This is a genomic window from Methylobacterium sp. 190mf, assembly GCF_900107945.1.
Taxonomy (GTDB): domain Bacteria; phylum Pseudomonadota; class Alphaproteobacteria; order Rhizobiales; family Beijerinckiaceae; genus Methylobacterium.
The window spans coordinates 58,851-85,309 of the sequence record NZ_FNVI01000021.1 but is presented as its reverse complement, the minus strand read 5'-3'; the positions used below and the strand labels follow the sequence as shown (position 1 = coordinate 85,309).

27 protein-coding genes, 2 tRNA genes, 1 pseudogene and 1 riboswitch are annotated in these 26,459 nt (G+C 69.1%); of the genes and pseudogenes, 19 read left to right on the top strand and 11 right to left on the bottom strand.

Annotation, left to right across the window (positions count from 1 at the left end; genetic code table 11):
- Positions 1 to 84 precede the first annotated feature (84 nt).
- From C4T42_RS22885 to C4T42_RS22855, 7 genes are all read left to right on the top strand, one after another.
- On the top strand, positions 85 to 573 hold the full coding sequence (locus C4T42_RS22885; RefSeq protein WP_042672022.1) for an RDD family protein: 489 nt from the start codon (positions 85 to 87) through the stop codon (positions 571 to 573).
- Positions 574 to 697: 124 nt separating this feature from the next.
- Positions 698 to 1,444, top strand: a complete 747-nt coding sequence (locus C4T42_RS22880) for an arginyltransferase (protein WP_020092848.1) — start codon at positions 698 to 700, stop codon at positions 1,442 to 1,444.
- Between the two features lie 119 nt (positions 1,445 to 1,563).
- Entirely contained in the window at positions 1,564 to 2,871 is a 1,308-nt protein-coding gene (gene purB, locus C4T42_RS22875; protein WP_026604876.1) for an adenylosuccinate lyase, read from the top strand.
- Positions 2,872 to 2,950: 79 nt separating this feature from the next.
- Entirely contained in the window at positions 2,951 to 3,808 is an 858-nt protein-coding gene (locus tag C4T42_RS22870; RefSeq protein ID WP_103985902.1) for a D-amino-acid transaminase, read from the top strand.
- A gap of 112 nt (positions 3,809 to 3,920) precedes the next feature.
- Positions 3,921 to 4,223 carry a hypothetical protein gene (locus C4T42_RS22865; protein ID WP_020092845.1) on the top strand — a complete coding sequence of 101 codons (303 nt, stop codon included), beginning with the start codon at positions 3,921 to 3,923 and terminating at the stop codon, positions 4,221 to 4,223.
- A 157-nt stretch (positions 4,224 to 4,380) separates the two neighbouring features.
- Complete coding sequence (locus tag C4T42_RS22860; protein WP_020092844.1) at positions 4,381 to 5,673, top strand: adenylosuccinate synthase; 1,293 nt, start codon at positions 4,381 to 4,383, stop codon at positions 5,671 to 5,673.
- Between the two features lie 280 nt (positions 5,674 to 5,953).
- Positions 5,954 to 7,468 (top strand): histidine kinase, encoded by a 1,515-nt coding sequence (locus C4T42_RS22855; RefSeq protein ID WP_103985901.1) that lies wholly within the window; start codon positions 5,954 to 5,956, stop codon positions 7,466 to 7,468.
- 75 nt (positions 7,469 to 7,543) lie between these two features.
- Here C4T42_RS22855 and rpoH read toward each other — a convergent pair whose 3' ends face one another.
- Together rpoH and C4T42_RS22845 are read right to left on the bottom strand one after the other, a co-directional pair.
- On the bottom strand, positions 7,544 to 8,437 hold the full coding sequence (gene rpoH, locus C4T42_RS22850; RefSeq protein ID WP_042672026.1) for an RNA polymerase sigma factor RpoH: 894 nt from the start codon (positions 8,435 to 8,437) through the stop codon (positions 7,544 to 7,546).
- A gap of 237 nt (positions 8,438 to 8,674) precedes the next feature.
- Positions 8,675 to 9,679, bottom strand: a complete 1,005-nt coding sequence (locus C4T42_RS22845) for an RluA family pseudouridine synthase (RefSeq protein ID WP_020092841.1) — start codon at positions 9,677 to 9,679, stop codon at positions 8,675 to 8,677.
- A 103-nt stretch (positions 9,680 to 9,782) separates the two neighbouring features.
- On the opposite strand from C4T42_RS22845, the gene C4T42_RS22840 reads away from it, so the two are divergent.
- Positions 9,783 to 9,858: transfer RNA gene (locus tag C4T42_RS22840), tRNA-Glu, on the top strand.
- Here C4T42_RS22840 and C4T42_RS32490 read toward each other — a convergent pair.
- The gene (locus C4T42_RS32490) at positions 9,818 to 10,537 is read right to left on the bottom strand and encodes a tyrosine-type recombinase/integrase (RefSeq protein ID WP_234082963.1); all 720 of its coding nucleotides are present in this window, start codon (positions 10,535 to 10,537) and stop codon (positions 9,818 to 9,820) included. The two genes, C4T42_RS22840 and C4T42_RS32490, sit on opposite strands and share 41 nt — an antisense overlap.
- Before the next feature lie 28 nt (positions 10,538 to 10,565).
- On the opposite strand from C4T42_RS32490, the gene C4T42_RS32485 reads away from it, so the two are divergent.
- Positions 10,566 to 10,751, top strand: a complete 186-nt coding sequence (locus C4T42_RS32485) for a hypothetical protein (protein WP_234082252.1) — start codon at positions 10,566 to 10,568, stop codon at positions 10,749 to 10,751.
- 229 nt (positions 10,752 to 10,980) lie between these two features.
- Here the strand turns inward: C4T42_RS32485 and C4T42_RS22830 are convergent, their stop codons facing one another.
- The 3 genes from C4T42_RS22830 to C4T42_RS22820 all read right to left on the bottom strand — a co-directional run bounded on the left by C4T42_RS22830 (position 10,981) and on the right by C4T42_RS22820 (position 12,518).
- Positions 10,981 to 11,241 (bottom strand): hypothetical protein, encoded by a 261-nt coding sequence (locus tag C4T42_RS22830; protein ID WP_020092840.1) that lies wholly within the window; start codon positions 11,239 to 11,241, stop codon positions 10,981 to 10,983.
- The gene (locus C4T42_RS22825) at positions 11,238 to 11,459 is read right to left on the bottom strand and encodes a hypothetical protein (RefSeq protein ID WP_103985900.1); all 222 of its coding nucleotides are present in this window, start codon (positions 11,457 to 11,459) and stop codon (positions 11,238 to 11,240) included. The genes C4T42_RS22830 and C4T42_RS22825 overlap by 4 nt, the downstream gene beginning before the upstream one ends.
- A gap of 210 nt (positions 11,460 to 11,669) precedes the next feature.
- Positions 11,670 to 12,518 (bottom strand): FAD-dependent monooxygenase, encoded by an 849-nt coding sequence (locus tag C4T42_RS22820; protein WP_049961871.1) that lies wholly within the window; start codon positions 12,516 to 12,518, stop codon positions 11,670 to 11,672.
- A gap of 386 nt (positions 12,519 to 12,904) precedes the next feature.
- Between C4T42_RS22820 and C4T42_RS22815 the strand changes: the two genes are divergently transcribed.
- Positions 12,905 to 13,543: a TetR/AcrR family transcriptional regulator gene (locus tag C4T42_RS22815; RefSeq protein WP_042672028.1), complete on the top strand. Its 639-nt coding sequence runs from the start codon at positions 12,905 to 12,907 to the stop codon at positions 13,541 to 13,543.
- Between the two features lie 215 nt (positions 13,544 to 13,758).
- On the opposite strand, the gene C4T42_RS22810 is transcribed toward C4T42_RS22815, so the two are convergent.
- Positions 13,759 to 14,661, bottom strand: coding sequence for an alpha/beta hydrolase (locus tag C4T42_RS22810; protein ID WP_234082256.1), 903 nt, complete (start codon positions 14,659 to 14,661; stop codon positions 13,759 to 13,761).
- Positions 14,662 to 14,684: 23 nt separating this feature from the next.
- Positions 14,685 to 15,020, bottom strand: a complete 336-nt coding sequence (locus C4T42_RS22805; protein WP_026604874.1) for a GIY-YIG nuclease family protein — start codon at positions 15,018 to 15,020, stop codon at positions 14,685 to 14,687.
- Between the two features lie 118 nt (positions 15,021 to 15,138).
- Here C4T42_RS22805 and C4T42_RS22800 point away from each other — a divergent pair, with 118 nt between their 5' ends.
- The 3 genes and pseudogenes from C4T42_RS22800 (at position 15,139) to C4T42_RS22790 (ending at position 17,498) form a co-directional block, all read left to right on the top strand.
- Positions 15,139 to 15,744, top strand: coding sequence for a DUF2239 family protein (locus C4T42_RS22800; protein WP_042672030.1), 606 nt, complete (start codon positions 15,139 to 15,141; stop codon positions 15,742 to 15,744).
- Between the two features lie 138 nt (positions 15,745 to 15,882).
- Positions 15,883 to 16,275 carry a hypothetical protein gene (locus C4T42_RS31555; RefSeq protein ID WP_128083336.1) on the top strand — a complete coding sequence of 131 codons (393 nt, stop codon included), beginning with the start codon at positions 15,883 to 15,885 and terminating at the stop codon, positions 16,273 to 16,275.
- Between the two features lie 58 nt (positions 16,276 to 16,333).
- A pseudogene (locus C4T42_RS22790) lies at positions 16,334 to 17,498 on the top strand (IS3 family transposase).
- Positions 17,499 to 17,681: 183 nt separating this feature from the next.
- Here C4T42_RS22790 and C4T42_RS22785 read toward each other — a convergent pair.
- A tRNA-Gly gene (locus C4T42_RS22785) sits at positions 17,682 to 17,756 on the bottom strand.
- 254 nt (positions 17,757 to 18,010) lie between these two features.
- Between C4T42_RS22785 and C4T42_RS22780 the strand changes: the two genes are divergently transcribed.
- Both C4T42_RS22780 and C4T42_RS22775 read left to right on the top strand, forming a co-directional pair.
- Positions 18,011 to 19,780, top strand: a complete 1,770-nt coding sequence (locus C4T42_RS22780) for an N-acetylglutaminylglutamine amidotransferase (protein WP_103985899.1) — start codon at positions 18,011 to 18,013, stop codon at positions 19,778 to 19,780.
- Between the two features lie 118 nt (positions 19,781 to 19,898).
- The gene (locus tag C4T42_RS22775) at positions 19,899 to 20,723 is read left to right on the top strand and encodes a class II glutamine amidotransferase (RefSeq protein WP_020092830.1); all 825 of its coding nucleotides are present in this window, start codon (positions 19,899 to 19,901) and stop codon (positions 20,721 to 20,723) included.
- A gap of 10 nt (positions 20,724 to 20,733) precedes the next feature.
- On the opposite strand, the gene C4T42_RS22770 is transcribed toward C4T42_RS22775, so the two are convergent.
- The gene (locus C4T42_RS22770) at positions 20,734 to 21,072 is read right to left on the bottom strand and encodes a flagellar protein FlaG (protein WP_020092829.1); all 339 of its coding nucleotides are present in this window, start codon (positions 21,070 to 21,072) and stop codon (positions 20,734 to 20,736) included.
- A 236-nt stretch (positions 21,073 to 21,308) separates the two neighbouring features.
- Between C4T42_RS22770 and C4T42_RS22765 the strand changes: the two genes are divergently transcribed.
- Positions 21,309 to 21,845 carry a hypothetical protein gene (locus tag C4T42_RS22765; RefSeq protein ID WP_049961948.1) on the top strand — a complete coding sequence of 179 codons (537 nt, stop codon included), beginning with the start codon at positions 21,309 to 21,311 and terminating at the stop codon, positions 21,843 to 21,845.
- Between the two features lie 22 nt (positions 21,846 to 21,867).
- Here the strand turns inward: C4T42_RS22765 and thiC are convergent, their stop codons facing one another.
- Entirely contained in the window at positions 21,868 to 23,754 is a 1,887-nt protein-coding gene (gene thiC, locus C4T42_RS22760; RefSeq protein ID WP_020092827.1) for a phosphomethylpyrimidine synthase ThiC, read from the bottom strand.
- 71 nt (positions 23,755 to 23,825) lie between these two features.
- A riboswitch (TPP riboswitch) is annotated at positions 23,826 to 23,931 on the bottom strand.
- Positions 23,932 to 24,045: 114 nt separating this feature from the next.
- Here thiC and C4T42_RS22755 point away from each other — a divergent pair.
- The 3 genes from C4T42_RS22755 to C4T42_RS22745 all read left to right on the top strand — a co-directional run bounded on the left by C4T42_RS22755 (position 24,046) and on the right by C4T42_RS22745 (position 26,453).
- Positions 24,046 to 24,876 (top strand): alpha/beta hydrolase, encoded by an 831-nt coding sequence (locus C4T42_RS22755; protein ID WP_020092826.1) that lies wholly within the window; start codon positions 24,046 to 24,048, stop codon positions 24,874 to 24,876.
- Positions 24,877 to 24,891: 15 nt separating this feature from the next.
- Positions 24,892 to 25,266 (top strand): restriction endonuclease, encoded by a 375-nt coding sequence (locus C4T42_RS22750; protein ID WP_020092825.1) that lies wholly within the window; start codon positions 24,892 to 24,894, stop codon positions 25,264 to 25,266.
- Positions 25,267 to 25,382: 116 nt separating this feature from the next.
- Positions 25,383 to 26,453 (top strand): acyltransferase family protein, encoded by a 1,071-nt coding sequence (locus C4T42_RS22745; RefSeq protein WP_103985898.1) that lies wholly within the window; start codon positions 25,383 to 25,385, stop codon positions 26,451 to 26,453.
- Positions 26,454 to 26,459 lie beyond the last annotated feature (6 nt).

Genomic DNA, 26,459 nt, shown 5'->3' with positions numbered 1-26,459 from the left:
CGCGTCTCCTCGCGGATCCCCTTGCGGCATCAGGCGTGCGCACCCACCTTCACGTCCGCAGCCTCGCTTGCAGGACGCGACACCATGCAGAACCCACAACCCGGATACGCGCAGCGCTTCGAAGCGCCCGGCTACGCCACCGCGTTGCCGATCCCGTTCGTGCGGGCGAGCCTGGGTGGCCGGACGGTCGCCTATCTCCTCGACATCCTGTTCATCTTCGGCTTCACGGCCCTGCTGACCCTCGCGATCACCGTGATCGGGGTGGTCACCTTCGGCCTCGGCTGGACGCTGTTCGCGGTCCTTCCGGCGAGCGGCATTATCTACAGCGCGATCACGGTGGGCGGGCCGAAACAGAGCACGATCGGCCAGCGGATGATGGGCCTGCGGACCGTCGCGCCCGAGAGCGGCGCGCGGGTCGACGTCATCACGGCCGCGGTCCACGCGCTGCTGTTCTACGTGGCGATCTCGACCTTCCTGCTCTGGTGCGTCGACATCGCGTTCGGGCTCATGCGCTCCGACCGCCGCCTCGGGCACGACCTGCTCCTCGGCCTCGCCGTCGTCCACGCGCGCTGAGCCGCGATTCCGCTGATGAAAATCTGACGGTGCGACCGGCCGGGCCATTGAGCCCCGGCCGGTCGCCTGTACACTGTCACGCCGGCGCCGCGAGGATGAACCCGGCGCAGGGTCTGTGAGAAGCGTGACCAGCCACCCGCGCGACACACCGCAATTCTACCTCACCGCCCCCTCGCCGTGCCCCTACCTGCCGGGGCAGGAGGAGCGGAAGGTCTTCACCCACCTGGTCGGACGGCGCGCCCGCGACCTGAACGAGATCCTGACCCAGGGCGGTTTCCGCCGCTCGCAGACCATCGCGTACCGGCCGGCCTGCGAGACGTGCCGGGCCTGCGTCTCGGTCCGCGTGGTGGTCGACGAGTTCGAGCCGAGCGCCAGCCAGCGGCGCATCCTGGCGCGCAGCGCCGACTGGGTCGGTACGCCGGAGCCGAACCGGCCCGCCTCCGAGCAGTACGCCCTGTTCCGCCGCTACCTCGACGCCCGGCACGGCGACGGCGGCATGGTCGACATGACCGTGCTCGACTACGCCATGATGGTCGAGGACAGCCACGTCGACACGCACCTCGTGTCGTATCGCCGGCACGGGCCGGACACGGCGATCACCGGCCGCGGCTCCGGACCGCCGCTCGCGTTCTGCCTGACGGACGTCCTCTCGGACGGCCTGTCGATGGTCTACTCGTTCTACGATCCCGCGGAGGCCGCGCGCTCGCCCGGGACCTTCATGATTCTCGACCACATCCGCCGGGCTCGCGCGCTCGGGCTGCCCTACCTCTATCTCGGCTACTGGGTCGAGGGCTCGCGCAAGATGGACTACAAGTCCCGCTTCCGGCCGCAGGAACGGCTGATGGGCCAGGGCTGGGTGCGGATCGACTGAGCCCGGTGCGGCGCGCGTTTCACGTCGGTTGCCGTCCCGGCATGCCCGATGCGCATTGAGCGGCCGGCCCGGCGCATGCTACCGGCCACGCACGCAATCCGGACCGTGCCGAGGCCCCCATGATCCCCCGCTATAGCCGCCCCGCGATGACGGCGATCTGGTCGCCCGAGAGCCGCTTCCGGATCTGGTTCGAGATCGAGGCCCACGCCACCACGGCGCTCGCCGAGATCGGTGTCGTGCCGAAGGCGGCGGCCGAGACGATCTGGACCAAGGGCAAGGACGCGGTCTTCGACGTCGCCCGCATCGACGCGATCGAGGCGGTGACGAAGCACGACGTCATCGCCTTCCTGACCCACCTCGCCGAGATCGTCGGTCCCGAGGCGCGCTTCGTCCACCAGGGCATGACCTCTTCGGACGTGCTCGACACCTGCCTCAACGTGCAATTGGTGCGGGCCGCCGATATCCTGATCGCCGACGTCGACTCGCTGCTCTCCGCCCTGAAGACCCGGGCCCTGGAGCACAAGCTCACCCCGACCATCGGCCGGTCGCACGGCATCCACGCCGAGCCGGTCACCTTCGGTCTGAAGCTCGCCCAGGCCTACGCCGAGTTCGAGCGCAACCGCCGCCGCCTCGTCGCGGCCCGCGAGGAGGTCGCCACCTGCGCGATCTCGGGCGCGGTCGGCACGTTCGCCAACATCGACCCGCGGGTGGAGCAGTACGTCGCCGAGAAGATGGGCCTGACCGCCGAGCCGGTCTCGACCCAGGTGATCCCACGCGACCGGCACGCGATGTTCTTCGCGACCCTCGGCGTCGTCGCCTCGTCGCTGGAGCGGCTGGCGATCGAGATCCGGCACCTCCAGCGCACCGAGGTCCTCGAGGCGGAGGAGTTCTTCTCCGAGGGCCAGAAGGGCTCCTCGGCGATGCCGCACAAGCGCAACCCGGTCCTCACCGAGAACATCACGGGCCTCGCCCGGATGGTGCGCGGCTACGTCACCCCGGCCCTGGAGAACGTCGCCCTCTGGCACGAGCGCGACATCTCCCACTCGTCGGTGGAGCGGATGATCGGCCCCGACGCCACCGTCACCCTCGACTTCGCCCTGGCGCGGATGACCGGGGTGATGGAGAAGCTGCTGGTCTACCCGGCCAACATGCAGAAGAACCTCGACCGGCTCGGCGGCCTGATCCACTCGCAGCGCGTGCTGCTGGCGCTGACCCAGGCCGGGGTCTCCCGCGAGGATTCCTACCGGCTGGTCCAGCGCAACGCGATGCCGGTCTGGCGCGGCGAGGGCGATTTCCTGGCGCTGCTCAAGGCGGACCCGGAGGTCGCCGCGGCGCTCCCGGCCGAGCAGATCGAGGCGTGCTTCGATCTCGGCTACCACTTCAAGCACGTGGACACGATCTTCGGGCGGGTCTTCGGCGACCGCTGAGACTCCGCACGATTCCTGCTTCGACCCGCGCTCGCGGGCCCGCGTTTCCGGGCCCGCGCCGAACACAGGACAGCTCCCCGTGACCGCTCCCCGCATCGTCTACCTCAACGGCCAGTTCCTTCCCTACGAGGAGGCGCGCGTGCCGATCATGGACCGCGGCTTCCTGTTCGCCGACGGCATCTACGAGGTCTCGGCGATCATCGACGGCAAGCTCGTCGACAACGCCGCGCACCTCGCGCGCCTCGACCGCTCGCTCGGCGAGATCGGCATCCGCAACCCGCACGACGCGGCGGGCTGGGAGCGCCTGCAGACCGAGCTCGTCGCCCGCAACGGCGTCAGCGAGGGGCTCGTCTACATGCAGGTGACCCGCGGGGTGGCCGAGCGCGACTTCGCCTTCCCTAAGGCCGGCACCGAGCCCACCGTGGTGATGTTCACGCAGGCCAAGACCGTGCTCGCCAACCCGCTCGCCGAGAGCGGCGCCCGGGTGATCACCGTCGAGGACCTGCGCTGGAAGCGGCGGGACATCAAGTCGGTGGCCCTGCTGGCGCAGGTGCTCGCCAAGCAGCAGGCGGCCGAGGCCGGCGTCGCTGAGGCCTGGATGGTCGAGGACGGCGCGGTCACCGAGGGCTCCTCCTCGACCGCGTTCATCATCGGCCGCGACCGCGTGCTCGTGACCCGGCCGCTCTCCACGGCGCTCCTGCCGGGCATCACCCGGGCCTCGGTGTTGCGCCTCGCGCAGGAGGCCGACCTGCGCATCGAGGAGCGGCTGATCCCGGTGGACGAGGTCTACGCGGCCCAGGAGGCCTTCTACACCAGCGCCTCCGCCTTCGTGATGCCGGTCGTCGAGATCGACGGGCGGTCAATCGGCGAGGGGCGGCCGGGCGCGCTGACCCGGCGCCTGCGCGAGCTCTACATCGAGGCCGCCCGCCAGGGTTGAGGCCGCCGGATCCGGTCCACAGGACGGGACGTCGGACCCGATCGCGGACAGGAACGGATCCCGTCTCCGACTGTTCCTCCCCGAATTCGTGTCTCGAACCGGGGAGGCCCTCGTGCCGAACAAGACCCTGCTCGCCGCCCTCGCGACGACCTTGGCGGCGACCGTCGCGGCAGTACCCGCCGGCGCCCAGACGACCAGTCCGGCCCCGGCGCCGCCCGAGCGCGTTCGCCCGAACGCGGACGCGCCGCCGCAGGACCAGTCGCTCAGCGACAAGCTCCAGAAGAACGACGGCGTGATCAAGCCGCCGGATTCCGGCACGACCGGCACTGTGGTGAAGCCCGATCAGTCCGGCTCCATGCCGGTGATCAAGCCGCACGAACTGCCCGGTCGCGACCCCGGTACCGAGGCCAAGTAAGCCGGTCGTGACCGGCTCCGGCCGACCGCCATGCGGTCCGAACATGCGGCCCCTTGCTTGATTTCGTTGCCCGGATCGCGGAAACGGCTCACGACGTACGTTGCCTGCACCCGTGGGCGGCGCCGTCCCGGTTTCCGTCGCGGGTAAGCAGGCAGGCATGGCCAACGTCGTCGTTGTGGGCGCCCAGTGGGGCGACGAGGGCAAGGGCAAGATCGTCGACTGGCTCTCCGAGCAGGCCGACATCGTGGTCCGTTTCCAGGGCGGCCATAACGCCGGCCACACGCTCGTCATCGACGGCGTGACCTACAAGCTGGCGCTGCTGCCGTCGGGCGTCGTCCGCGGCGGCAAGCTCTCGGTCATCGGCAACGGTGTCGTGGTCGATCCCTGGCACCTGATCGACGAGATCGAGCGGATCAAGGCGCAGGGCGTGGACGTCTCGCCGTCCTCCCTGCGGATCGCCGACAACGCGACGCTGATCCTTCCCCTCCACCGCGAGCTGGATCATTTCCGCGAGACGGCCAATGCCGGACTGAAGATCGGCACGACCAAGCGCGGCATCGGGCCGGCCTACGAGGACAAGGTCGGCCGCCGCGCGATCCGGGTCGTCGACCTCGCCGACCCCGACGCGCTGCCGGCCAAGATCGAGCGCGTGCTGACCCACCACAACGCCCTTCGGCGCGGCCTCGGGATCGACGAGGTCAACGCCGAGGCGCTGCTGACCGAGCTGAAGGCGATCGCGCCGAAGATCCTGCCCTTCGCCGACACCGTGTGGTCGCTGCTCGACGAGGAGCGCCGGGCCGGCAAGCGCATCCTGTTCGAGGGCGCGCAGGGCGCGCTGCTCGACGTCGACCACGGCACTTACCCGTTCGTGACCTCCTCCAATATCGTTGCCGCGCAGGCGGCGACGGGCTCGGGCCTCGGCCCGGGCGCGATCGGCTACGTCCTGGGCATCGCCAAGGCGTACACGACCCGCGTCGGCGAGGGACCGTTCCCCACCGAGCTGTTCGACGAGATCGGCGAGACCATCGGCAGCCGCGGGCGCGAGTTCGGCGTCAATACCGGGCGCAAGCGCCGCTGCGGCTGGTTCGACGCCGTGCTGGTGCGCCAGACGGTCCGGACCTCCGGCATCCACGGCATCGCGCTGACCAAGCTCGACATCCTCGACGGCTTCGAAGAGATCCGCGTCTGCACCGGCTACCTGCTGGACGGCCAGCCGATCGACCATCTGCCGGCGAGCCAGGCCGCGCAGGCCCGGATCGAGCCGGTCTACGAGGTGATCCCGGGCTGGTCGGAGACGACCGCGGGGGCCCGGTCCTGGGCGGATCTGCCCGCGCAGGCGATCAAGTACGTGCGCCGGATCGAGGAGCTGATCGGGGCGCCGGTGGCGCTGCTGTCGACCTCGCCCGAGCGCGACGACACGATCCTCATGCACAACCCGTTCGAGGATTGACCCTTCGCGCGCTATCCCGTTGACGACGCGTGTTTTCGGCGGCCCTGCCTGTATCCAGTCCGCGCGGGCTTGATCTAGAACGGGCTGGCGGCCGGGCGGTCCGTATCGCGATCCGCCCGCCGTCTCGAAGGCAACCGGCGCGCGGGCCCTGATCCCGCGCGGCGGGATACGACAAACCGGCCGACGGCCGCGACCGGACCTGTCGGGCGGGCGCGGACCTCGGTCCCCGGCCTCCGACCGGCTTTGCCGGACGGCGGCCGAAGGGGCGGACCAGAGTATCATGGCCGATTACTACCCGCTTCTGGCGCGCGCGCTCGACGCGCTGCCGGACCGAACGCCCGCCCTGCGCAAGGCGGTCTACGACCGCGCGCGCAACGCCCTGATCAGCCAGCTGCGCTCCCTCGATCCGCCGCTGTCGGAGGCCGATATCGATCTCGAGCGTCGGGCGCTCGACGCCGCGATCGAGCGGCTCGAGGTCGATCACGGCGGCCTCCCGGCCCCCGCCAACGATGCCGCGCAGGCGCCCGGGGCGCCCGCTCCGGCCACGGTTTCGGCGCCGCCATCAGCACCGGCCGTGCCCGCACCCGCCGCGCCAGAGCCCGCCATCCCAGAGCCGATCGTCCCCGCGGCGACGGAGCCGGAGATCCCGGAGCCGTCCCCGCCGGAGCCGGGATCCGGTCCCGCGCTGGCGCCCATCCTCCCGTCGGCGAAGCTGCCGTTCGCGGTGGCGGCCCGCGACGGGGATCGGGAGGCCGCGGACGGGCCGCGCGAGGCACCGATCCCGATCGCGCCGCCCCGTCCGGGCACGCCGCAGACGGCCGCGCCCGACACGGCCCCGCTGGTCGCCGAGACGTCCGGCGCCGAGACGTCCGGCGCCGAGGTGCCCGCCGTCGAGGACCCTGACGCCGAGGCGGCCGAGGGCGCGGGCGGGCGTCAGCGTCCGCGGATCGAGGTGGTCCCCCCGCGCACCGGTCGGTCGCGCGTGCTGCGCAACGTCTTCGTGGGCGGTGTCCTGGCTGTGGTGATCGGCCTGATCGCCGTCGCGGCCTTCCTGCTGCGCGACCGGCCGCAGAACCTGCCGTCGAGCGGCACGGAGACCGCGGACACGCAGCAGCCGGAAGGCGAGACCAAGTTCGGCGACCGGGTCGGCGGCGACGCCGCCCCGGCCCCCAAGGCCCCGACGCGCGTCGAGAACGGTGCGCCGGCACGGGCCGCGGCCACGCCCGCGCCGGCCGACGCGGGCGTCGCGGTCGCGCAGAGGGCGGAACTCGTCGAGGAGGCGACGGGGGCCGAGGGCGGTCAGCCGACCGTGACGCCGGGGCGGGTGACGTGGCGGCTCGAGACCGTCAACGGGGATCAGGGGCAGCCGGTCCAGAACGCCGTCGTCGCCACCGTGACCATCCCGGATGCCGGCCTGACGCTGGTGATGACCATCCAGCGCAATCTCGACGCGACCCTGCCGGCCTCCCACACGGTGAGCTTGGCCTTCAGCCAGAGCGGCAGCAACGCCGCGTCCAGAACCGTCCAAGATGTCGGGTTGCTCCAGGCCAAGGACGAGCAGAGCGCCCGCGGCTCGCCGGTCTCGGGCCTGCCGGTTCGGGTACGCGACAACCTGTTCCTGATCGGCCTGTCGTCGCTGCAGAACGACGTCGAGCGCAACACCGACCTGCTCCTCCACCGGAACTGGTTCGACATCGCCCTGCGCTACACGTCCGGCCGCCGGGCGGTCCTGACCTTCGAGAAGGGCGCCGCCGGCGCCCAGGTGATGCAGAACGCCTTCGACGCCTGGCAGTGATCGCTCGACGGCACCCGCCGTCCGAGCCCCGACCCGAACCGGCGGGCCCGGCGCGTCGCTCGCCGGGCGCGCGGCTCAGCGGGCCTCGATGCCGGTCCGGGGCAGCTCGCGGCTCGCGATGTTGCGCTTGACCGCTTCCTGCACCTTCTCGAAGGCGCGGACCTCGATCTGCCGGACGCGTTCGCGGGACACGCCGAACTCGCCGGAGAGATCCTCCAGGGTGATCGGGTCCTCGGCGAGGCGCCGGGCCTCGAAGATGCGGCGCTCGCGCGGATTGAGCACACCGAGGGCGTCCTTGAGCGCGGAGAGGCGGTTCTGACCCTCCTGCTCCCGCGCCAGCACGGTCTCCTGGCTCGGGCTGTTGTCCACGAGCCAGTCCTGCCACTCGCCCTCGCCCTCCTCGCGCAGGGGCGCGTTGAGCGACGTGTCGCCGGACAGGCGCCGGTTCATGTCGATCACGTCCTGCTCGGGCACGCCGAGACGGGTGGCGATCTGCTTCACCTGATCGGGCTTGAGGTCACCCTCGTCGAGGGCCGAGATCTTGCCCTTCGCCTTGCGCAGGTTGAAGAACAGCTTCTTCTGGTTCGCGGTCGTGCCCATCTTCACGAGCGACCACGAGCGCAGGATGTATTCCTGGATCGCCGCCTTGATCCACCACATCGCGTAGGTGGCCAGACGGAAGCCCTTGTCGGGATCGAAGCGCTTGACCGCCTGCATGAGGCCGACATTGCCCTCCGACACGACTTCGCCGATCGGCAGGCCGTAGCCGCGGTAGCCCATGGCGATCTTGGCGACCAGGCGCAGGTGCGACGTCACGAGCCGGTGCGCGGCCTCGCGGTCGCCGGCGTCGCGCCAGGCCTTCGCCAGCGTGAACTCTTCCGACGGCTCCAGCATCGGGAACTTGCGAATCTCGTCGAGGTAGCGCGAGAGGCCACCTTCGTTGGCGAGCACGGGCAGCGTACCGGCCATGGCATTCTCCTGGACCTTATGTCCCCCTGTCGGGCGGACGCGACGGACAACAGTGCCGTCCACTCGGGCCGCTCTTGAGCCGACCCTGCCGGCCCCCCATCTCGTACGGGACGCCGGGGAGCCGGTCGCGGTCGATGACACCCACGTCGTCAACAACGCGCCACCGGCGATTTTGGTCGTACCATGTCACGATGTGACGCGGTACGGCGTGATCTTTCGCACGCCGCGACGCGGCGGTTACGGGCGCGGCGGCCCGTCCTCTTCCGCCCTCAGCGCCTGCACCAGCGCGGCCATATCGGGCGGTAGCGGGCTCTCGAACCGCAGCGTCGCGCCGGTCCGCGGGTGGCTGAAGCCGAGCAGTTCCGCGTGGAGTGCCTGGCGCCCGAGCGCCGCGAGGGCGGCGCGGGCCTCCGGCGTCAGGCGGGCCGCCTTGGTCCGGAAGGCGCCGCCGTAGACCGTGTCCCCGAGCAGGGGGTGTCCGCGATGGGCGAGATGCACGCGAATCTGGTGGGTGCGGCCCGTCTCCAGGCGGCACCTTACGAGGGCGGCCTCGCGATACGCCTCGGCTACGGCGTAGTGGGTGACGGCGTGGCGCCCGCTCGCGTCCGAGACGACGGCGATCTTCTCCCGGTGGAAGCGCGACCGCGCGAGGCTTGCCTGGATCGTCCCGGCCCGCGGCTGGGGCAGGCCCCAGACCACGGCGGCGTAGGCGCGTTCCAGCGGTCCGGACCGGCCGTGATCGGCGAACTGGGCGGTGAGGCCCTGGTGGGCCACGTCGTTCTTGGCGACGACGATCAGGCCGCTCGTGTCCTTGTCGAGGCGGTGGACGATGCCGGGCCGGCGGACGCCGCCGATGCCCGACAGGCTGGCCCCGCAATGGGCGATCAGGGCGTTGACCAGCGTGCCGCTCTCGTGGCCCGGGGCGGGATGGACCACGAGGCCGGCGGGCTTGTCGATGACGATCAGGTCGTCGTCCTCGTGGACGATCGGCAGATCCGCGGCCTCGGCCACCGGCTCCGCCGGGGCTGCCGGGGGCACCGTGAGCACGATGCGCGCGCCCGCGGCGACCTTGGCGGCCGGGTCGAGCGCCGGGAGACCGTCCCGCTGAACCCTGCCGGTGCGGATCAGATCCTGCAGCCGAGCCCGGGATAGATCCGGGAACAGCGCGACCAGCGCCCGGTCGAGCCGCACGCCTCCCTCGGCCACGATCCCGGCCCGCTCGTCCTGCACGTTGTCCACCACGACCGCTATTCGCCCCCGATCTGACCCGCCGCGGCGGATTTCCTGACGAAGGCACTTGCTCCCCCGCCGAGTGGTGGCTATAGCAGCCCCGCGCCGCCGGAAAGCTCCCATCGTCTAGCGGTCTAGGACGTCGCCCTCTCACGGCGAAAACAGGGGTTCGATTCCCCTTGGGAGCGCCACCGGCGCATTTTTATTCATCTCTGCCAGTGGTTTACCGGAAGTGGGACCTTCACCCGCCTCCGCGGTGGGACCACGACGCCCCGCGGCGAAGCGCTTCCAGGCACTGTCGGCGAGCCCCGCACGCTGGGCCTCGCGAGTGTACCGCTCCACCTCTTCCAGCGTCTGATGGCCCGTGACCGCCATGATCTCGTGCGGCGTGCACCCGCGCTCGGCGAGTCGCGCCGCTGTCGCTTTTCGCAGGCCGTGTGCCGAGCAGTGCGGGAGCCCGGCCTGATCGCACCACTCGCGGAAGCGGTTGCCGAATCCCGCCACCGAGAACGGCTTGCCGTAGTCCGTGACTAGGAAGGTCAGGTGCGAGGAGGGCAGGGCGGCGATCGCCTCGGCCAGATCGGGAAACACCGGCACGTCGACCGAGATGGGCTTGCGGTGCTCGTTCTTGGCCTGGATGTAGCGCAGGCGGCCATCGCGGATGTGCTGAGGGCCAAGGCGCGTCGCGTCCTCGCGCCGGCAGGCCGTGTAGAGCAGTAGCGCGAAGGCTAGCCGTGGCTTCGAGCCGAGCGGGTGCCGACGCTCAAACTGGTCGACCTCGTCCAGTGTCCAGGTGTGGTGCCCTTTGGTGACGTACTGAGCGCGCTTCACATCCCGCGTTGGATCTGCGTCAACGATGTCCTCCTCCATGGCCCATTGGAACATGGCCCGGAGCGCCTTGAGCATCGTGTTGGCGGCGGCCGGTGTCTCGGCCTTCTCGTCGCGCAGGCGCCGCACATGGCGCGGCTGCATCAGCGCGACCGATGCCGTGCCCTTGTCGCTGGCGGCGATCTCGTTCAGTGCGCGCTTCTGCCAGCCCTGTGTCGAGGCATCGAGCTTCTTGAAGGTCGGGCTTGCGATGTAGCGCTGCGACACGTCGATGAACGAGCCAGCGGCCGGGCGGCCGCCCTTCGCCGGCGTGACCTCAGACGCCCGGTCGCGAGCTGCCTCGTAGGCCTTCTGGAACTCGGCGGAGCCGGGCTTGCCATGGAGGCGCACCTTCTTCTCAGGCCGTCTGCGGAAGTAGTACCGGACGTTGCCGTGTCGATCGGTGTCGGCGACGACGAACGGCAGATCGATGCTGACCACGGAGTTCAGTCCCACGGGTTGTGGCCTGCATCATCGCCGCCGAGAGCGTCCCACGCCAAGTCGAGACGCCGGAGGTCCCAGACCACGCACCCGTCGATCCGTTTCGGCTTCGGCATTCGGCCGTCCCGGACCATCTCGTCGAATTTCGAGGGGCTGACGCCGACGTAGCGGGCCGATTCTTCGCGGCGCAGGCCGCGCCGGGGGCTGATCTCGAACCGAGCCGCCGGTAGAGGTGTCGCGTCATCCTGGCGGCCGCGTAGGCTCATCGCTTCGCACCCATCGCCACCGCCCATTCTGGGTTCTGGCCGGCTGAGCCGAACAGGACCGGCAGCACGTCCTCAATGACAGTGTGCAGCTCGGTCAGCCGGTGGCAGGAAGCATCGCTCGCCTCGCCGCGGATCGTCTGCGCCCGCTTGCTACGGCCCGGCACCGGCTGATCCTTCGGGCCGAAGGCGTCGCCGGACACGAAGGCTTGAAACACCATATCGGTGGCGACGACGCCGATCCGGTCTTGGGTCTCGTCCGACAGACCGCGCCAGGGTGATCCGCCCCCACTGGAGTGGTCTGCCCTGAAGTATGGCCTTCGGGCCAGTTTGCCGGGTTAGGGGCAGCCGGTTTCGACCCCGAGCGGACGGCCCGCATGCGACCCAACTGGGCCAGTGGGACTGCCGTCGGAGCTTCTCCAAAGCGGCCGTCAAACGCCGATGTCACCGATGGCCAGCTTACGATCTCGCTCTGCCATTTCGCCATCGTCGCCGGGAAATAGCATCTGTATGCTGTCGATCGCGGCCCGTTCTTGTACTTGCTCAACGAACGGCCGTAGCCCTTCCTCATAATCCTGAAATGCGGCGGCATGGTTGTCCGGATGCCGCGCCAGGGCGTCGGCCAGCCTTCCCGCGCCGATGATGGCCATCGAGCCACCGAGGCCTGCGAACGGGGACACGCAATAGCCTGCGTCGCCGACAAGAACGATGCGCCCGTGAGACCACGTCGGCATCCTGATCTGGCTGATACGATCAAAATAGAAGTCGTTGTCCTCGCCCATACGAGCGAGCATATCCGGTACTTTCCACTTCAGACCGGAAAAATTTTTCCTGATCAGGCGACGTTGCTGATCCTTGTTCCGGTAGTCGTATTCGATCTCGCCGGCTGTGCGAAACCCGAAGCCAATATCCGTGCGATCGTCATAGCCGGTCAGCATCGCCATCCGCCCAGGAACGGCAAAAAGCTCCGAGCTGTTCGGTTCGAGCAGTCCGGTGTCTGGCACGACTTTGAGGTAGAAATATCCGCCCATGAAATGGGCGAACTGCTCACCGTCGCCGAACACCAGTCTGCGCGTATTGGAGCGGTTTCCATCGCAACCACATATCAGTGCGAATTCGTGCTGACTGCCGTCGCTGAACGTCGCCGACACCGCCTCCGGACGCTCTTCAATCGCCACGATCGAACGGTTGAACCGCAGTTCCACATCCCCCTCGATCGCGCCGCACAGAACATCCAACAGGTCGTCGCGGTGGATCTCGTAGCGCGGCCCCCCCCTCATCGTCTGGGTGGTGGGCCATATCGCCCAGCGTTGCGTTTTCCGCATCCTTGAAGGCGAAGCGTCGAGGGGGAAGCGTTCGAGCGCTAACAGCGTCCATCAAGCCCATGCGTGTCAGGATTGCGATTGTCTCGCCCTCGATGTCGACGGGCGTCCCGCCGCGCCGCAGACCCGGTGCGACCTCAACTACCGTGACGCGGTATCCAAGCTGGTTCAGCCAGAATGCTGTGGCCAAGCCGGCGAAGCTCGCGCCGCTGACGAGTGCGGCTTGCGTTTCGGTGGAGGACGCACCGGATATCACGGTTGACGCTGGCATGCCGCCACCTCAGAATGATCTCGATATGAAAATATACTGAGTATATATAGACGTGCAGGATCAGGCAAGCCCCATGCTGGACAGGCGCACCCGGAAGCGGCTGGCGACGCGCCAAGCCATCTCCGATGCAGCCACGCGTCTGTTCATGGAGCACGGCTTCGACCGGGTGACGGTCGACGAGATCGCGGAGGCCGCCGATGTCGGCCGCATGACTGTATTCAATCACTTCCCTCGCAAGGAGGACATGTTCTTCGATCGTGAGGATGAGGTACGCGGAATGGTGGCCGCGGCCATCCACGGGCGGGATGAGGGAGCAAGCCCGGTCACGGCACTGCGCTTGCTCGCTCATCGTTGTATCGAGGACCGGAACCCTCTCCTCCCGCTTTTCGGTGCGTCGCTGAGCTTCGTGGCGACGGCACTGGCCAGCGAGGCGCTGAAGGCGCGCGCCCGCCAGATGTGCAGCGAGTTCACGCGCGTTTTGGCAGAGATGATGGCAGAGGCGGTTGATCGACCCGCGGACGATCCCGACGCGCATCTGGTGGCGGGCTTGCTCGTGGCGACGTGGAGCGTCGCCTTCTTCGAAGGGTACAAGGTGGCTGAAACGCCCGGCGACGCCGCGGCTGCCGGACGCGTCTTTCTTCGTCTGATCGATCGTGGTTTCCAAGCCGCCGCGGGCGCGGCAGCGGGAACTCCCTATGCCGAAGCGGGATGAGAATATTTGAAGGCGCAATGACTGGCAGCAGATATTGTGGGGGGTTGCTCAGGGCTGTGCGCGGTTTCCGCGATTATATTCGCTACAACGAATCCGTTGCCCTGAAGCCGATCTGACAAATAAGTGGACGGCCGGCTATCGACCCACCATCGCCAAAGGGACGGCACAACAGCCTTCTTAAAAGCGGTCGCTTGAACCTGTGGATGCAGGCCCTTCTACAGTCCCGAAATCGAGATGCTTGAACGGCAAGCGGTTCGCTCGATTGCATCGGCAATGGTCCGGTACAGGAATGGCGGCAGATCGTGCCCCATCCCGGGGATCAACATCATCTCCGCATTCGGGATCGCGGCCGCGGTGTCCTCGCCGCAGGCAGGCGGGAACAGAGGATCCTCTGTCCCATGAACAACAAGGGTGGGCGCCGTGATCGCGGCGAGCCCTGACCGGCGGTCGCCAGCTAACCCAACCGCTGCGATCTGGCGTCCGAACCCACCCGGCGCACGTCCTCGCCGAACTTCTTCCCAGAGGAGAGCACGGTGGGCCTCTTCGTCGAATGGATGTGCCGTACCCGCAATGCGCCGCGCGAAGGCAACGCCGTGATCGAGGAAACCAGCCTCGTCCAAGGCGGGATCGGGGGCGGGGCGCATCAACATCGTCATGACGTCAGGCCCTGCCGACGGCAGGTCAGGATTTCCCGTGGTCGACATGATTGAGGCGACCGAGAGCACACGAGACGGGTGCTCGCGCGCCAGGATCTGGGCGATCATGCCGCCCATCGAGCGGCCGACAATGTGGGCTCGGCGGATGGACAGGGCATCGAGCAGACCGAGCGCGTCCGAGGCCATGTCGTCGAGCGTGTAGGCGAGTTCCGGCCGCCGTCCCTCAGTGAGCGCCGAGGCCAAGGTCGCAAAGTCCATCGCGCCATGCTCAGCGAAGTGGGTTGAGCGTCCCGTGTCCCGGTTGTCGAACCGCACGACGCGGAAGCCGCGCGTCACCAACTCAAGGCAGAAGGCGTCCGTCCAGCGGATCATCTGCGTACCGAGCCCAGCGATCAGGAGGATCGTCTCAGCCGCCCCGTCGCCGAAGCTGTCGTAGGCCAGGGTGATGCCGTTGGCCGCCACATGGGCTGACCTAAGTTCCGAGCTCATATCCGGACGGCCCGGAGTTGCTCCGCCCACTGGATAAGGCGCTCCCTCATCACCCGGTCACGGACGTACGCGATCTCTTCAGCGTCCAACCGCTCGACGATCTCGAAGCTGAACGCCTCGGCTCCATGCGCATTCCACGCGGTCTGGAGCGAACGGTGCGTGTTCGTGCCCTGCCGGAGCGTGAACCAGAGGCGGTTCTGGATCTTGGACAGGTCGGGCGCGCCGCCGACCCAAACCTCACCGGAGGCCATGCAGTGGACAGCGTAGATGCCGCTGTCGACGTCTCGCTTCTTGTAGGCGCTCACGGCCGCCTTTCGGTCTTCCATTCTCATCATGTGCCCTCACAGCTTGGCGGCGACGCTATCGAAGGCACCCCGGTGACGCAATATCACCCGGGTAAAATTGACATCAAGTGGTCGATCCGGCTAAGGTGGAGAGGATGGAGGCGCCATGCCTGAAGACCCAATCAGGACGTTCACCGCGTTCGCGGGTGTGAAGCGGCTCGCCAGCGGTCGCTTGATCGACGTGGCTCTCGCCGTGAAAGCGCGGGCGGCGGAACAAGGCGATCCGATCCTGACCTTCGACGACAGGTCGGGCTCCGTCATCGACCTCGATCTGCGCGGAACAGAGGCGGACATCACCGCACGGTTCGCCGAACTCGCGAATGCGGGAGACGCTACGAGCACCGTTGAGGGCCGAACGGATCCTGATGGTGCGCCAAGAAGCCGAGGTCGCCCGAAACTCGGGGTCATCGCCCGCGAGGTGACGCTGCTTCCCCGTCAGTGGGAGTGGCTTGCATCCCAGCCAGGAGGTGCATCGCAAGCGTTGCGGCGCCTCGTTGATGAAGCGCGGCGGGCAGATGGTAGGCAGACCCTGATGAAGGCCGCGAGAGAGGCCGCCTACCGCTTCCTTTCGGCGTTGGCTGGCGATCTGCCCGGGTTTGAGGAGGTGATCCGGGCGCTTTTCGCCGGGGATGCCAACGGCTTTGCCGCGCGCATGACGGCATGGCCACCGGACATCCGAGACCATGCGCTGAAGCTCGCAGCCCTCACCTGAGCCAGCGAACGACGGCCGATGGCTGAGGTCCGCCCCGTGCAGCGGCAGCTTTTCCAGATCCGCGTCAGAAAGCTGACATTCCGGAAACCACCCACCTCGGCCACTCTGCGGCTCTCACCAACTCCTTGAACCGGCGGCTTGCCGCGCAAGACTCAGGTCGGCCTCCACCACTATGTCATTGAAGGTTTACCGGGGGATCGTGCGCATCGGAGCGAGATCCGCGAAGACACCCGCGAAGCCGCCTTCCGGGGCATCGCTGTCGGTGAGGGCGTCCAATTCTCGGCCAAACCCCCTGAAGCTGGCGGCATCGACCTCGCAAAGGTGGATCTGGTTCCGCCCCGTTCTGAGGGCGGGGTCCTGAAACAGCACGACAGCCGTCTCCATGGCCCGGAACGTTCTGAACCGGCCGGACGCGACGAGCCTGCCGGCGGCGGGTCCGATATGGCGCCTCATGACGTCCCGGTAGCCGGCCAGATCTCCCGGCCGAACGTCTATGAATCCAAGCGAAGCCTGCCGGTTGGACTGACCTGACCGGCTGGCTTTGGACCGGCCTGATTGAGAGGATCAGTTGGGACCGAGGGAGTTGAACATGGGGCGAGGCCAGAAGACGAGTGCGGAGCAGGTGGTGCTGAAGCTGCGCCAGATCGAGGTGCAGACGACCCAGGGCAAGAGCTTGGCGCTGGCGTGCAAGGAGGCGGAGATCTCCGAGCAGAGCTATTACCGCTGGCGCAAGGAGTACGGCGGTCTCCAAGTCGATCAGGCCAGGAAGATGAAGAGCCTGGAGCGCGAGAACGCGCGGCTGCGGCGGCTGGTAGCCGATCTATCCTTGGAGGATCAGGTGCTGGCGGACGTCGCCTCGGGAAACTTGTAGCCCCCGAGCGACGCCGGCAGGCGGTGGACGGGATCCGGGAGAAGTACGGTCTCTTCCGAACGTCACGCCTGCCGGATCGTCGGTCAGCACCGCGGCACGCAACGCTACGTGCCGACCTTGTTGGCGGACGAGGATGAGCTGACCCGCGCCATCATCGCCCTGGCGTCCGAGTACGGGCGCTATGGCTATCGCCGCGTCACCGCGCTGCTGCAGGCGGCAGGGTGGCAGGTGGGCAAGGACCGGGTTCATCCTTCGAGAACCTCAGGATGAGGGCATCTGGCGTCGCGAGGGGCTGAAGGTCCCGCAGAAGCATCGGCCGCGCGGCCGGCTTTGGCTGAACGACGGCTCGGGCAAACGGCTGCGCCCGCTCCGCCGCAACCACGTCTGGAGCTTCGACTTCGTGCAGGCCCAGACGCACGACGGCCGGACCTTGCCCATCCTGACGCTGATCGACGAGCACAGCCGGGCGTGCCTCGCGCTGAAGGTGGCGCGGCGGATCAACAGCCTCGGTGTGATCGAGGCACTGGCCGACGCCATGTGCCTGCACGGCATCCCGGAGCACATCCGCTGCGATAGCGGCCCCGAGATGATCTCGAAGGCGCTGCGCCAGTGGGTCGCCAAAGCTGGCTCGCAGATCCAGTACATCGCACCGGGATCGCCGTGGGAGAACGTCTACTGTGAGAGCTTCAACGGTAGGCTGCGCGACGAGTGCCTACGCCAAGAGATCTTCGACTCGCTGAAGGAGGCGCAGGTCGTGATTGGTCTGTGGCAATCCACCTACAACCGCGTCCGACCGCGCTCGTCGCTTGGCTATCGGCCACCTGCGCCTGTCAGCTTCCCAGATCTGGCCTTCCGGCTACCCATGGCCGCTACCATGCAGTAGCCTCCCACTCGGCCCGGGCCAAAATACCGGCCAAGTCAGGTGAGGGTCGTCGTCCCGGCAGCGTGGCAGTTCGCGTGCGCTCGGACAACGCGGAAGCGAGCGTTGATTCGGCTGACGGTGGTACGCTGGTGGTACGCTCGCCTGTCAGCGTACCACGGTCCCCTACGAAGTGCTTATGAGGATTGGAGCGGGCGATCGGGATCGAACCGACGACATTCAGCTTGGGAAGCTGACGTTCTACCACTGAACTACGCCCGCCGACATGGTCGGCACGGATAAGGTCTGTCGCGGAGCGCGAACTCCGAACGGCGCCGTGCGCTCATGTACGGCCATGGTCTAGCAGTTCCACGGCGATGGCGTCAAACGGGTCCGGCATCTCATGGTCGTGATCCCTGGGCGGCCCCGCGTGAGCCCGGCGCAGCGTCCCGGCCGGGTCGGCGGAACGCCGCGGCGCGCGAGCCGTTTCGCTCCAAGAAGCGCGCGTGGCGCCGGACCGAGACCCTGCTGACACCATGTGCGGAATCTGCGGCGAGATCTGCTTCGACCGGCCGGCGGACCCCGCCGCCGTCGACGCGATGATGGGATCTCTGCGGCCGCGCGGGCCCGACGCAGCGGGGCTCTTCGGTTCCGGCCGGGTCGTTTTCGGCCATCGCAGGCTCAAGATCATCGACCTGTCCGAGGCCGGGCAGCAGCCCATGATCGATCCCGCCCTCGGGCTCGCGATCGTGTTCAACGGCTGCATCTACAATTTCCGCGCGCTGCGCGCCGAACTCGAGGCGAAGGGCTACGCGTTCTTCTCGACGAGCGACACCGAAGTGGTGCTCAAGGCCTTCCACGCCTGGGGAACTGCCTGCGTCGAGCGCTTCGCCGGCATGTTCGCATTTGCGATCCTGGAGCGGGATTCCGGGCGAGTCGTGCTGGCGCGCGACCGGCTCGGCGTGAAGCCGCTCTATTACAGCGAGACGAAGGGCCGCTTCCGCTTCGCCTCGTCGCTCCCGGCCCTGCTCGCCGCCGGAGACGTCGATACCGCGGTCGATCCGGTCGCGCTCCACCACTACATGAGCTGGCATGCGGGCGTCCCGGCCCCGCTCACCATCCTTAAGGGCGTGCGCAAGCTGCCACCGGCGACGATCCTGACGATCGAGCGGGACGGGACGCGGCACGCGTCGACCTACTGGACCCTGGCGATCGGCCCCCGCGCGGCCGACCGTGGCCGGACCGAGGCGGACTGGCGCGAGGCCGTCCTCGAGGCCCTCGGCACCGCCGTCGAGCGCCGTCAGGTCGCCGACGTCCCGACGGGTGTCCTTCTCTCGGGCGGCCTGGACAGCTCGCTGCTCGTTGCCCTGCTGGCGCGCGGCGGGCAGCGCGGACTGAAGACCTTCTCGGTGGGCTTCGACGCGGTGAACGGCGTGGAGGGCGACGAGTTCAGGTACTCCGACATCATCGCCGAGACCTTCGCCACCGACCACACGAAGCTCGCGGTCGACGGCACCCGGACGCTGGAGGCACTGCCCGCGGCCATCGCGGCGATGTCGGAGCCGCAGATGAGCCACGACGCGGTGGCCTTCCTCCTGCTCTCGCAGGAGGTCGCCAAGCACGTGACGGTGATCCAGAGCGGGCAGGGCGCCGACGAAGTGTTCGGCGGCTATCACTGGTATCCGAAGCTGATGGGCTCGACGGACCCGGTCGCCGACTACGCGAAAGCGTATTTCGACCGCGACCATGCCGAGATGCGGGAGGCCCTGACGCCCGACATGGTCGGCGGCGACCACAGCACCGACTACATCGCGACCTTCTTCGCGAACTCGCGGAGCGACAGCGCCATCGACAAGACTCTGCAACTCGACCAAGAGGTCATGATGGTCGACGATCCGGTCAAGCGGGTCGACAACATGACGATGGCCTGCGGCCTCGAGGCGCGGGTGCCGTTCCTCGACCATGACCTCGTCGAGCTGGCGGCCCGCATCCCGGCGGAGCTCAAGGTCCGGGACGGCGGCAAGTACATCCTCAAGGAGGCCGCGCGGACGATCGTCCCGGCCGAGGTGATCGACCGCGAGAAGGGGTATTTCCCCGTTCCGGCGCTGAAGCACATCCGCGGCACGTTCCTCGACTACGTCCGCGACGTGCTGGACCGGCCCGAGGCGCGCGCGCGTGGCATCTTCAACCGCGCCTACGTCGATCATCTGCTCGCCGATCCCGACGGCACGCTGACGCCCAAGGGCAACTCGAAGCTCTGGCAGGTGGCCCTCCTGGAGAGCTGGCTCCAGACGCACGGCGTCTGAGACGGGCCGCGGCACGCCTTTCGCGACGGATCGTGATCGACCGCGCGCTCAAGGTGCCGCGCTTTGTCCACGATCGTCCCGGATCAGCCGGTCGACAGACACCCGGAGAAGCCCGTCGATGTGCCGCTGGATCGCCTATGCGGGACGCACCATCCCGCTGGAGCACTACGTCACCGAGCCGTCCCACAGCCTCGTCTCGCAGAGCATCGCGGCGCTCGAATCGACCGCGGCGACCAACGGCGACGGGTTCGGGCTCGGCTGGTACGGCGATCACCCGGAGCCCGGCCGGTACCGCGAGGTCCAGCCCGCCTGGTCGGACGACAACCTGCGCTACCTGTGCCGGCACTTGCACTCGCACCTGTTCTTCGCGCACGTGCGCGCCGCGACCGGCACGCCGATCACCCGGCCGAACTGCCATCCCTTCGCCTGCGGCCCGTGGCTGTTCATGCACAACGGCTATATCGGCGACTGGAGCCGCCTGCGGCGCCCGGTCGAGGCGCTGATCCCGGACGAGCTGTACCCGTCGCGCGCGGGGACCACCGATTCCGAAGCGATCTTCCTCGGGCTTCTGGGCTGCGGCCTGATGGGACCGGGGCCGCGCCGCGATCCTGTCGAGGCGACGGCGCGCGCGCTCGCGCGCCTCACGGATCTCGCCGGGCCGCATCCGTTCCGGTTCACCGCGGCGCTGGCCGACGGGCGCGATCTCTACGCGTTCCGCTACGCCGCGAACGACAAGGCGAACTCGCTCTACTACCGCGCTTCGGAGGGCGGCGTGGTCGTCGCCTCGGAGCCGCTCGACCGGGATCACGGCACTTGGACGACGGTCGCCGAGAACAGCGTGCTCGTCGCGCGGCGGGACGCGCCGGTGGAGATCCTGCCGCTGGCGCAGTTCGGCCTGGCCGCGCCGCCGGTCGATGACTCGGTCCGCCGGCTGCGCGCCTGAGCGACTCCGCTCAGGCGACGCGGGAGAGGCTGCCGCTCTGCGAACCCTGCGTGCTGCGGGCGGAATCGTAGGCGCGATTGCGCAGGGCGGTCTCGCTCGGGAGCTGGTCGATCACGTTGCCGGACGACGGATCGACCACCTGGAACACGATCGAGCTGGTGTCCGGATCCTGGATGTACCGCGCCTTGCCGCCGTTCGTGCCGATGTCGAGCTTCACCGCGGGCTCGAGCGGCTTGGCGGACGTCTCGGGCTCGGGCGCCTGCTGGGTCACGGCGGCGGCGGCCGTCGCTCCGAGCGCGTCGAGGCCCTGCGGCCCCGGCGTCGTGGATGTCAGCGTTCGGATCTCCATCGCCGGTCTCCTGCGATCCTGTGATCGAAGGATTGAGGCGCGGTCCTGCCTAATCGTTCCTTAATGGCGACCGCCGGTCCACCGGATGATGTGGCGGAATCGGAGATGCGATGAACATCGCGTTACCTGCGCGACACAAATCCGTGCTGAATTTTCTCCTGGGTCGACTCGGCGCCCAGCCGGTTCGTCTTCCCGCGACGGGACTGCGGCCCACCCCGCGCAGCGTGGAGCACGCGATGTACAGGATCTCGGCGATGCTCGTCTTGGCGACCAGTCCCGCGCTCGCCGCGCCGGCCGCGGCTGGCGATCCGGGTACGCGCGCGCCGTTCATCCGCGAGCACCGCTGCGCCGTCGTGGAGCGTCTCGACGCCATCCACAGGCGCGGGCCGGTCGACGTCTCGCGCGACCGCTTCATCGTCGTCGCGCCGCACGGACAGGCGCAGCGCTACGTCCAGTGCATCTTCCAGGATCGGGATACGCGGATGTTCTGCGAGGCCGCGTCGGGCGCCTACGGGCCACCCGGCCGAAGGCGCCTGCGGCTGGATGCGACGGCACGGCAGGCTCTGGCGGCGCTCGGATACGTCCAGGCGGACCCGGCGGAGAACTTCGCGCGCCTCGTGGAGCTGGGATCGCCGCCCGACACGGGCATCGCCGCGGATCTGATGCTCGCGGCGCTGCACGATGCCTACGGCGCCCGCCCAGGCGACATTCTCGATATCGAGGCCCCGCACGGCGGAACGCCGGGGCGGGGCTGCGGCGCGCCCGAATCCTGAGCGGACCGGGCGCGCGCCCGTCTCACTCGGCGGCGTCGACGTAGAGCTTGCCGCCCTCGGCCAGGAACTCCTGCGACTTCGCCCGCATGCCGGCCTCGGCCTCGGCCTTCGACATCGCGGGCGCCGCGCCCACGACTTCGCCGGCCTCCTCCATCGCCAGCACCTCGGCGCGCAGGTCCTGCGTGATCTTCATCGAGCAGAATTTCGGCCCGCACATCGAGCAGAAATGCGCGACCTTGTGGGCGTCCTTCGGCAGGGTCTCGTCGTGGAAGCGCCGGGCGGTATCCGGATCGAGGCCCAGGTTGAACTGGTCCTCCCAGCGGAAGTCGAACCGGGCGCGGCTGAGCGCGTCGTCCCGGAGCTGCGCGGCGGGATGCCCCTTGGCGAGGTCGGCGGCGTGGGCGGCGATCTTGTAGGTGATGACGCCGGTCTTCACGTCGTCCCGGTCCGGCAGGCCGAGATGCTCCTTCGGGGTGACGTAGCAGAGCATCGCGGTGCCGAACCAGCCGATCATGGCGGCGCCGATGCCCGAGGTGATGTGGTCGTAGCCCGGGGCGATGTCGGTGGTCAGCGGGCCGAGGGTGTAGAACGGCGCCTCGCCGCACTCCTTCAGCTGCTTCTCCATGTTGACCTTGATCTTGTGCATCGGCACGTGGCCGGGGCCTTCGATCATCACCTGGCAGCCCTTGTCCCAGGCGACCTTGGTCAGCTCGCCGAGCGTCTCCAGCTCGCCGAACTGCGCGGCGTCGTTGGCGTCGGCGATCGAGCCCGGGCGCAGGCCGTCGCCCAGCGAGAACGAGACGTCGTAGGCCCGCATGATGTCGCAGATCTCGTCGAACCGCTCGTAGAGGAACGATTCCCGGTGCCCGGCCAGGCACCAGCGCGCCATGATCGAGCCTCCGCGGGAGACGATGCCGGTGACGCGCCGGGCGGTCAGCGGCACGTGGGCGAGCCGCACGCCGGCATGGATCGTGAAGTAGTCGATGCCCTGCTCGGCCTGCTCGATCAGCGTGTCCTTGAAGACCTCCCAGTCGAGCTTGAGCGGGTCGCCGCCGACCTTCTCCAGCGCCTGGTAGATCGGCACCGTGCCGATCGGGACCGGGCTGTTGCGGATGATCCACGAGCGGATGTTGTGGATGTTGCGGCCGGTGGACAGGTCCATGACCGTGTCGGCGCCCCAGCGGATCGACCAGACGAGCTTCTCGACCTCGTCGGCGGCCGAGGAGGTCACGGCGGAGTTGCCGATGTTGGCGTTGATCTTGACCAGGAAGTTCCGGCCGATCGCCATCGGCTCCAGCTCGGTGTGGTTGATGTTGGCCGGGATGATCGCCCGGCCGCGGGCGATCTCGTCGCGGACGAATTCCGGGGTGATGAAGGGCGGGACCGAGGCCCCGAAGCTCTGGCCGTCCGCGAGCGCGGCCTCGGCGCCCGCGAGCATGGCCTCCCGGCAGACGTTCTCGCGGTGGGCGACGTAGATCATCTCCTCGGTGATGATCCCCGCGCGGGCGAACTCGTACTGGGTCACCATCTGGCCCGGGGCCGCCTTGCGGATGGTCCGCTCGGCGGGGCAGGGGGCCACGAGCTTGTCGCCCGCGAATCCGTTATCCTCGGGCTTCACCGCGCGCGGCGCGACGGCCGCGTAGCCGCGGGCGGCGACCCAGGGCTCGCGCACGCCGGGGAGGCCGGCATTGAGGTCGATGCGGGCATCGGTCTCGGTGTAGGGGCCCGACGGGTCGTAGACCCGCACCGCTTCCTCCTTCGGATCGGAGAGGACGATCTCGCGATAGGGGACGCGGATGTCCGGCCGCCCGGCCGGGTTCGCGTACGCCTTGCGCGATCCGGTGACCGGACCCGTGGTCACGGTCTCGGGGCTGCCTTTCACGTCCTTCGGGAGAACGGGTGCGTTCATCGTGGGCCTCTCCTCGTGCTGGAGCGGTCCGGTCCACGCGATGGCCGAGATGAGATGAGGTCGCGCGAGATGCGACCGCAGGTTCCCGTCCCTCCGCCGGTATGAGCCGGATCAGGTTCAAGGGTCAGGGCAGCGTGCCCAATCTCAGCCCTCTTCAGGGCCCCCCTCGGAACGGTTCCAGACTCGGGCCCGCGGACGGCTTTGTCAATGCTGACCGGCCGCCCTAGAAAACACATCCCCGAAACCGTTCGTCCGAACGCACGCGTTCTCCCCCGCCGCAATCGCACCGCAATGCGCCTCATCGCCGGCCTCCTGCTCGCCGCGCTCCTCCTCTGCGGGCTGGCCTGCGCCGCGCTCGCGCTCGGGCAGCGCCGGTTCCTCTATCCGGGCGCCTTCGGGCCGCAGAACCCGTGGACGATCCCGCCGGGCCTCGCGACGATCACGGTCGCGACCCCCGACGGCGAGACCCTGCACGGCCTGTGGCGGCCTCCGCGGCCGGGCTGCGGCGTCGTCGTGAGCTTCCACGGCAACGGGTCCCGCCCCGAGCCGCACGCGGCCCGCTTCGCCGCGGAGCCCTGGCGGGCGCGCGGCTGGGGCGTGCTCACTGTGGCCTATCGCGGCTATCCCGGCTCCACCGGCAGCCCCAGCGAGGACGGGCTGATCCGCGACGGGCTGGCGGCCGTCGAGGCCGCGCGGGCGCGGGCGCCCGACGCGCCGATCCTCCTCCACGGACACTCCCTCGGGGCCGCCGTGGCCGTGGCCGTCGCCGAACGGGTGCCGACGATCGGCCTGTACCTGGAGGCGCCGTTCGACTCGATGACCCACACCGTGCGGCTGCATGTCCCGCTAGCCCCGATCTGGCTCCTGCGCGACACGTACCGCTCGGACCTGCGCATCCGCGACGGGTCGGCGCCCGTGCTGATCGTGCAGGGCCGCGACGACACGGTGGTGCCGGCCAAGCTGGCGCGGAACCTCGCCGAGGCGGCCGGCCCGCGGGCGCGGATCGACGTGATCCCGGGGGACCACGTCTCCATCCTGGGGAGCCGGGATCGCGAGGCCGAAGCGCTGTTCGGACAGGGCGTCGGTCCGGCTTGCCCGCAGCCGGTGGACCAGCAGGGGTAGGAGAGGGAGGCTCGCGTGGTCGGACGGCGCTCGCAGCGCTGGAGCGCCGAGGATCCGGACGCGCCGGGCGTCCCGGGCCCGCCGGACCCGGTCTGCCCCCTCTGCGAGCGCCCGATCCCGCGCCGCGCCCGCTCCAGCCTCCATCACCTCACGCCGAAGCTGAAGGGCGGGACCCATCGCGGCACGGTCCGGCTGCACCAGATCTGCCACTCGGCGATCCACGCCCGCTACAGCGAGGCGGAGATCGCCAAGCGCCTCGCCGACGTCGAGGCCCTGCGCGCCGATCCGGAGATCGCGCGCTTCCTCGTCTGGGTCCGCGGCAAGCCCGACGATTTCCACGCCGCCACGCGCATGACCCGCGAGCGGAAGTCGGCGCGCCGCAAGATCTGACACCTGCCCGGCCGGCGTTTACCGGGCGTTCGTCACATCCGCAGGTGGCCGCCGCCCCGTTCCTTGCCGTCAACCCGAACCGGTCCAGGATCGCCCCGATCGCGAGGGTTCGGACGATGGCCGGGGTCGGGGATACGGGGGATCGACTCGCCTGGGTCGATATCGCCAAGGGGATCTGCATCCTCCTGGTCGTCATGATGCATTCGGTCATCGGCACCGGCGAGGCCATGGGCGGCGAGGGCTTCCTCCACCCGATCGTCGCCTTCGCGAAGCCGTTCCGCATCCCGGACTTCTTCCTGCTCTCCGGACTGTTCGTCGGGCGGGTGATCGACCGCGACTGGCGCCTGTTCTCCGACCGCCGGGTCGTCCACTTCGCCTATTTCTACCTGCTCTGGCTGGTGATCCAGTCGGTCGCCAAGTACGGCAAGATCGTCGGCGATGCCGGTCCCGCGGCCTTCGCGGCGCATCTCGCCCACGCGCTGATCGAGCCCTATTCCAGCCTCTGGTTCATCTACCTGCTGGCGGTGTTCTCGGTGGTCACCAAGGCCCTGCGCCGCGTGCCCGGCGGCGTGCTCCTCGCCGGCGCCGCCCTGCTGCAGATCGCCGACATCCGCAGCGAGTCGACCCTGATCGAGGAGTTCTGCGCCCGCTACGTCTACTTCGTCGCGGGCTACCTGTTCGCCGGGCGGATCTTCGCGCTCGCCGACGCGGCGCGCCGCCGCGTCCCGCTCGCCCTCTGCGGCCTCGGCGCCTGGGCGGTCCTGGAAGGCTGGCTCGCGCTGACCCCGTCGGGCCTGCCGGATCATCCGACCCTCGCCAGCCTGCCGCTGGTGAGCCTCGCCCTCGGCGGGGCCGGTGCCCTCGCGATCGTGGTGGCGGCGGCTCTCATCGGCCGCGCCGGCGGTCCGGTCGCCGAGGCGGTCCGGACCTGCGGCCAGCGCTCGATCGTGATCTACCTCGCCTTCTCGATGCCGATGGCGGCGACCCGGGAGATCCTCGTGCGCACCGGCGCGATCGCCGATATCGGCCTCGCCAGCCTGACCGTCATGGCGATGGCGGTGGTCCTGCCGCTCATGCTGGAGCGGCTGGTCCGCGGAACGGCGCTCGACCTGCTGTTCGTCCGGCCGCGCCGGTTCCGGCTGGCCGGGTCCGGGCCTAAGCCGAGCCCGGCCCTGCAGGCGACCTGAGGGACC